The organism is Microbacterium sp. B19 (assembly GCF_000333395.1).
In the GTDB taxonomy this organism is placed as follows: Bacteria; Actinomycetota; Actinomycetes; order Actinomycetales; family Microbacteriaceae; genus Microbacterium.
On the sequence record NZ_BADA01000535.1, the window covers coordinates 1 to 6,277 of the forward strand.

Annotated in this window: 5 protein-coding genes; 2 read left to right on the top strand and 3 right to left on the bottom strand. The window is 73.0% G+C overall.

Features of this window, described 5'->3' with window-relative positions:
* Positions 1 to 167: 167 nt before the first annotated feature.
* On the bottom strand, positions 168 to 1,490 hold the full coding sequence (locus I5G_RS18175) for a M20/M25/M40 family metallo-hydrolase (protein WP_022880327.1): 1,323 nt from the start codon (positions 1,488 to 1,490) through the stop codon (positions 168 to 170).
* An 85-nt stretch (positions 1,491 to 1,575) separates the two neighbouring features.
* Here I5G_RS18175 and I5G_RS18180 point away from each other — a divergent pair, with 85 nt between their 5' ends.
* Complete coding sequence (locus tag I5G_RS18180) at positions 1,576 to 2,559, top strand: Gfo/Idh/MocA family protein (RefSeq protein WP_026096072.1); 984 nt, start codon at positions 1,576 to 1,578, stop codon at positions 2,557 to 2,559.
* A gap of 262 nt (positions 2,560 to 2,821) precedes the next feature.
* Positions 2,822 to 3,685 carry an NYN domain-containing protein gene (locus tag I5G_RS18185; RefSeq protein WP_022880329.1) on the top strand — a complete coding sequence of 288 codons (864 nt, stop codon included), beginning with the start codon at positions 2,822 to 2,824 and terminating at the stop codon, positions 3,683 to 3,685.
* A 444-nt stretch (positions 3,686 to 4,129) separates the two neighbouring features.
* Here the strand turns inward: I5G_RS18185 and I5G_RS18190 are convergent, their stop codons facing one another.
* Positions 4,130 to 4,756, bottom strand: a complete 627-nt coding sequence (locus I5G_RS18190; RefSeq protein WP_026096073.1) for a hypothetical protein — start codon at positions 4,754 to 4,756, stop codon at positions 4,130 to 4,132.
* 4 nt (positions 4,757 to 4,760) lie between these two features.
* The coding region (locus tag I5G_RS23505; RefSeq protein ID WP_036329321.1) for an ATP-dependent DNA ligase at positions 4,761 to 6,277 on the bottom strand (1,517 nt) is incomplete at its 5' end.

The window sequence follows — 6,277 nt, forward strand, 5'->3', positions numbered from 1 at the left end:
CGCCGATGCGGCTCCGTTGCCGTCGGGGTGACTCGGGGCTCTGCGGGGCTCCTCCGACCGCGAGACTGCACGCCGCTGACGAGACCGCGGCAGTCTGCAGTGGGGTTGTCAGCTGCGTGCAGTCTCGGCGACCCGGTCGGACCCCCGCGCCACGACGAGAACGCGGTTCAGGATGCCAGCAGGGCGCGGTAGAAGCGGATGCCGCGCAGCCACACCTCGACGCGGATCCGCTCGTCGGGGGCGTGCAGCGCGTCGCGCTCGGCCCGCGTGAGGTGGAACGGCGCGAAGCGGTAGACGTGGTCGGTGAGGCCGGTGTAGAAGCGGCTGTCGCTCGCCCCGAGCTGCAGGTACGGCAGCGGGACGACGTCCTCGCCGAGCGTCTCCCCCACGGCCGCGGCCAGACGCCGCCACGCGGCGCCCTGCCACGGCGACACCGGGGACGGATCGCCGCCGTGGCGCAGCTCGATGTCGATGAGCGGATCGGCGATCGCGCGTCGCAGGTGGATCGCGGCATCCGAGATCGTCTCGCCCGTCAGCAGCCGGACGTTGACCGTCGCGCGCGCCGTCGTCGCCAGGACGTTGTCGCCCGCGGAACCCTCGAGGCGCGTCACGACGGCGGTCGTGCGGACGAGCGCGTTGGTCTCGGGCCCCAGGAACGCGAAGGCCGCCGTGAGGAGCGGGGCTGTCAGGGCCGTGCGGCGGAACGCCGTCCGCAGCGGCTCAGGTGCGTGCGCGGCCGCGGTCGCGAGCATGGCGCGCACCGGGGGCACAAGCCGTCGGGGGAATGGATGCCGCTGCACCCGGGCGATCGCGCGAGCCAGGCGCGCGGTGGCCGGGAACGTCGGCGGGGTCGAGGCATGTCCACCCGCCTCGCGGGCGATCAGGTCGAACGTCGCGGTGCCGCGCTCGGCCACGCCGATCATCGCCGTCGGCGCGGAGACACCGGGCAGCGCTCCCGCGACGACCGCACCGCCCTCATCGAGGACGAGCGCCGGCCGCACGCCGCGCTCCGCGAGCAGCGCGGCCATCGCCTGAGCACCCTCGCCGAACGTCTCCTCGTCGTGACCGAACGCGAGCCACACGTCGGTGCGCGGGACGACGCCCTCGGTCAGCGCTTGCTCGACCGCTTCGAGGATGGCCACGAGCGCACCCTTGTCGTCGATCGCGCCGCGGGCGTAGATCGTGGCATCCGTCCCCTCCCCCTCGACAGCGGCCGCGAACGGGTCGCGCGTCCAGGGCTGCCCGGCGGTGTCGACGACGTCCTGGTGCGCCAGGAGCAGCAGCGACTCGGACGGCGACTCGCCACGCCACCGGTACAGCAGCGCGTGGCCCGCGACGATCTCGCGTTCGAGGTGGGCGTGGACGCGCGGGTACAACCGCTCGAGCGCCGCACGGAACTCGTCGAAACGCGCGAAGTCGGTGTCCTCGGTGTCGACGTGCGACACGGTCGGGATGGCCAACAGCTCGCGGAAGCGCTCGACGGGCGTCATGACCAGAGCCTACGCGGGTGGCATCCGTCCTGCGCTCGGCGTCCGCGGGCGGCCGTGGGAGCGCGCCCACCGATACGGTGGAGCCATGACCGGACTGCATTGGGGCATCCTCGCCACGGGCGGCATCGCGCACGCCTTCACCTCCGACCTCCGCACCGCGGGTCTCGACGTCGCCGCCGTCGGCTCGCGCTCGATCGAGAGCGCGCGGGCGTTCGCCGATCAGTACGGCGTCCCGCACGCGCACGGTTCGTACGAGGACCTCGTCGCCGATCCGGACGTCGACATCGTGTACATCGCCACGCCGCACCCGGGCCACGTGGACAACGCGCTGCTCGCCCTCGACCACGGCAAGCACGTGCTCGTCGAGAAGCCGTTCACGCTCAACGCCGACGAGGCCGCGGCCATCCGCGACCGGGCGGCCGAGAAGGGACTCCTCGCCATGGAGGCGATGTGGACGCGGTACCTGCCCCACATGGTGCGGATCCGCGAGATCCTGGCCGCCGGCACCCTCGGCGAGGTCCGCGTCGTCTCCGCCGACCACACGCAGAAGATCTCCACCGACCCGCAGCATCGCCTCAACGCCCTCGAGCTCGGCGGCGGGGCGCTCCTCGACCTCGGCATCTACCCGGTGTCCTTCGCGATCGACGTCCTCGGTCTGCCCGAGAGCATCACGGCCTCCGCCCGACTCTCGGATGCCGGCAGTGACGCCGAGGTCGCGACGGTGTTCGTCCACACGGGCGGCGCCCTCTCGACCACCGTGTCGTCGTCGCGCGGTGCCGGCATGAACGTCGCGCAGATCGTCGGGACCGAGGCGCGGATCGAGATCGACCGCGTCTGGTACACCCCGACGACCTTCCGGGTCGTCGGTCCCGACGGTGCGGTCATCGAGGAGTTCGACGGGTCCGTCGACGGGCGCGGGATGCAGTTCCAGGCGCTGGCCGCCGAGCGCCTCGTCGCCGCGGGCGCGACCTCGAGCGACGTGCTGTCGATCGACGACACGGTCGCGATCATGGGCGTGCTCGACGAGGTCCGCCGACAGATCGGCGTGGTCTACCCCGGCGGACGCTGAGCGGGCTCCCCGTCGCCCCGCCCCGCGGGGCGGGGCGGCCCCCGTTCCCGCCCCGCGGGGCGGGGCGGCCCCCGTTCCGCGAGAGGCGGGCGACCGTTCGGCGGGCCGTCCTGCGGAGTTCGGCGTCGACACGCCGCGCCGGGCGCCACGCGAACGACCCGCCGCCGGCGAACTCCGCGAGACGGCACGGGCCCGAGCCCGCCCGACACCCAGGACGACCCCGGGCTATCCGCTCCCGGGCCCCGCGGGAGAGACTGGGGGCATGCCGGATCCTCAGAACGCCCGCGTCGCCGTCTACCTCGACTTCGACAACATCGTGATGTCCTGGTACGACCGCGTGCACGGTCGGAACTCGTACTCGCGCGACCGGCAGAAGATCGCGGAGAACCCGATCGACCCCGAGATCGCCGAGCGCCTGACGAAGGCCACCATCGACGTCGGCGCGATCATCGACTACGCGGCATCCTTCGGCACGCTCGTCCTCACCCGCGCGTACGCGGACTGGTCGGCCCCGGTCAACGCCGAGTACCGCTCGCAGCTCGTCGCGCGCGCCGTCGACCTGGTGCAGTTGTTTCCCGCCGCGGCATATGCGAAGAACGGCGCCGACATCCGCCTCGCCGTGGATGCCGTGGAGGACATGTTCCGCCTTCCGGATCTGACGCACGTCGTCATCGTCGCGGGCGACAGCGATTACGTCCCGCTGGCGCAGCGCTGCAAGCGTCTCGGACGGTACGTCGTCGGCGTAGGCGTCGCCGGGTCGACGGCGAAGTCGCTGGCGTCCGCGTGCGACCGTTTCGACAACTACGACGCGCTCCCCGGCATCCCGAAGCTCGCCGACACGAAGAAGGATGCCGCTCCCTCCCGGCCCCGCGCCCGCAAGCGGTCCCAGGACCCAGCCGTCAACCTCCTCGAACGCGCGATGCAGCTCGAGGGCGAGCGCGCCGACGGCGAGTGGCTGCACGCCTCTGCCGTGAAGGACCTCATGAAGCGGCTCGACCCGTCGTTCAGCGAAAAGGCGCTGGGGTTCCGCAGCTTCTCGGACTTCCTGAAGGCGCAGACCGACCACGTCGAGGTCGACGAGGCCTCGAACATCGTGCAGGTGCGGCCGGTGTCCCGCGCGGCCTGAGCCCCATCGGGACGGGCACGGCGGGCGGGTAGGTCCGCGAGACTGCACCTGGCTGACAAAACAGCGGCATGCTGCAGTGGGTTTGTCAGCACCGTGCAGTCTCGCGGAACCGGACCGGCACAGGTGCCCGCGCCCCGCGCGCGGCGCACACGGCAACCCACTCATCGTCGAGACTGCACCTGCGTGACGAAACAGCCGCGGGCTGCAATGGGTTTGTCAGCACCGTGCAGTCTCGCGGAACCGGCGCGGCACACGGCCGCGCGGCCGACCGGCGCGGCGCGAGCGCGCAGCGGCCCGGTCCGGCGCGGCGCGAGCGCGCAGCGGCCCGGTCCGGCGCGCGCGGCGCAGAGGCGCTGTGCGCCGCCCGCGTACCCCGCGGCGCGCGCCGGGCGAGCGGGGTCAGCGCCGCCCGCGTACCCGACGGCGCGCGCCGGGCGAGCGGGGTCAGCGCCGCTCGGTGCCCGGTGCCACGTGCGCGAGGACGCTGCCCCACACCGCCGACAGCGTCACGTGTCCGTTGATGGTGTCGAGGTCGTCACCGTCGAGGACCTCGAGCCGCGACTCGCGGATGCGACGGGCGTACCACTCGCCGTCGTGCACGCCGGCCGGCCCGTCGCCACCGACCACGACGAGAGTGTCCGCGACGACGTCGTCGAGGAGCGGGGTGTGCAGGTCGCGGCTGAGCGGATCGGACGGACTCTCCACCCCGACGATCGCGAGCCGGTCGACCACGGAACCCATGACGGCGGCCAGGTGGATCGCGATGGGCCCCGCCGACCGCTCCCCCACGAGCCCGACCGACGTTCCGGGAGCCTCGCGTTCGAGAAGGCCCCGCAGGGCGTCGAGCGTCAGGCCCGCGGGTGTCTGTCCGCCGAAGGCGGGCGGGTCCTCCAGCTCGGGGGCGTCCAGGCCCACCGCGACGATCCGCACGTCGAAGCCCGAGGTCACGCGGCTATCCGGGTCGATCGTCGAGACGTCGCCCGTCCGCAGCACCACGACCGCGCGCGGTGCGCCCGGGGTTCCGAAGCTCCGGTACTCGAGCTCTCCGTCCAGCCAGGGCACGCGGCTCATCGGCTCATCCTTCCTCGGGCACTGGCCCGTCGCCGTCCAGCACGGCACCCGGCTCCGCGGGAACGACCCCCGCACCCGGCAGCATCGCGCGGAGCGTGTCGATCGTGTCGGTCTCGGCAACCGGTTTGTCGGGCCGATATCCCTTCACCCGGGCGAATCGCAGCGCCAAGCCCCCGGGATACCGCGTCGAGCGCTGGACCCCGTCGATCGCGATCTCGACGACGGTGTCGGGCACCACGCGGATGCCACCGGGGACGCTGCCGATCTCACGCTCGGCGAAGTGCACCGTCTGCCAGCGCAGCAGTTCGTCGGTGAGGCCCTTGAACGTCTTCCCGACCATCACGAAACCGGCGGGTTCCCCGAACGCGCCCTCGGGGTCGCGCGCGCCGAGGTGCAGATTCGACAGCCACCCCGAACGACGACCCGACCCTCGCTCCACTCCGAGCACGACGAGGTCGAACGTGTGGACAGGCTTGACCTTCAGCCAGCTCTTACCGCGTCGCCCCGCGGTGTAGGTGGCATCCACACCCTTCACCATGACGCCCTCGTGCCCGGCGCGCAGAGCATCCCGCGCGAACTCCTCCGCCGCCACAGGGTCGTCGGTCACGATGGACGGGATCCGAAACTCGGGCGCGATCCGCTCGAGCTCCGCCCGGCGCACCGCGAGCGGCTCGTCGAGGAGATCCCTCCCGTCGACATGGAGGAGGTCGAAGAACCACGGCCGCAGCGCGATCTCGCGCGCCGTCTCCGCGCCGAAACGCGCCATCGTGTCCTGGAACGGCCGCGGCGCACCGTCGTCGTCGAGCGACAGCGTCTCGCCGTCGAGGATCACGTCGACCACCGGGAGCGCCCGCGCGACCTCCACGATCTCGGGCACTCGATGCGTCACGTCGGCGAGCGTGCGCGTGAACACCCGCACCTCGTCACCGTGACGGTGCACCTGGACGCGTGCCCCGTCGAGCTTGTACTCCACCGACGCGAGCCCCGCGACGCCGAGCGCCTCCGCCACCGACGCGGCGGTCGAGGCCAGCATCGGTTGCACGCCGCGCCCGACGACGAGACCGATGGATGCCAGTTCCTCCGCCGTTCCGCCGAGCGCCACGGCCGCGGTCTCGCCGAGGTCTCCGGAGAGCATGGCGGCACGGCGGACGAGGGCTCCGTCGCGGTCGGCGGCTCGCGCAATGGCATCCAGGAGCACGCCCTCCAGCGCGCCCGTCCGCAGCTCGCCCGTCATCACCCGGACGAGGAGGTCCCACTCATCGGCGGTGGCTCGGGCCGCGAGGTCGTCGAGCACCGCGGTCCGCGCCGCGGCCGCCCCACTGCCGGAGATCTCGACGAGGCGCGAGAACGCCGCATCGACGTCGGCGACGGTCAGCGACGCGGACTCCGCGTGCACCCCGCCGCGGGCGGCGAGGGTGCGCCACCCGATGCCGAGACGCCCCTGACGCGGCGCGGCGGTGAGCAAACCCACGGCCGGCACGACCTCGTCCGGGGCGAGTCGGCTCAGCACGTCGGCGAGCG

What these genes read in the sequence shown, in the direction of transcription:
- I5G_RS18185 (WP_022880329.1), top strand. Translation starts at nt 2,822, where the DNA reads ATGCCGGATCCTCAGAACGCCCGCGTCGCCGTCTACCTCGACTTCGAC.
- I5G_RS18180 (WP_026096072.1), top strand. Translation starts at nt 1,576, where the DNA reads ATGACCGGACTGCATTGGGGCATCCTCGCCACGGGCGGCATCGCGCAC.
- I5G_RS18175 (WP_022880327.1), bottom strand. Translation starts at nt 1,490, where the DNA reads ATGACGCCCGTCGAGCGCTTCCGCGAGCTGTTGGCCATCCCGACCGTG.
- I5G_RS18190 (WP_026096073.1), bottom strand. Translation starts at nt 4,756, where the DNA reads ATGAGCCGCGTGCCCTGGCTGGACGGAGAGCTCGAGTACCGGAGCTTC.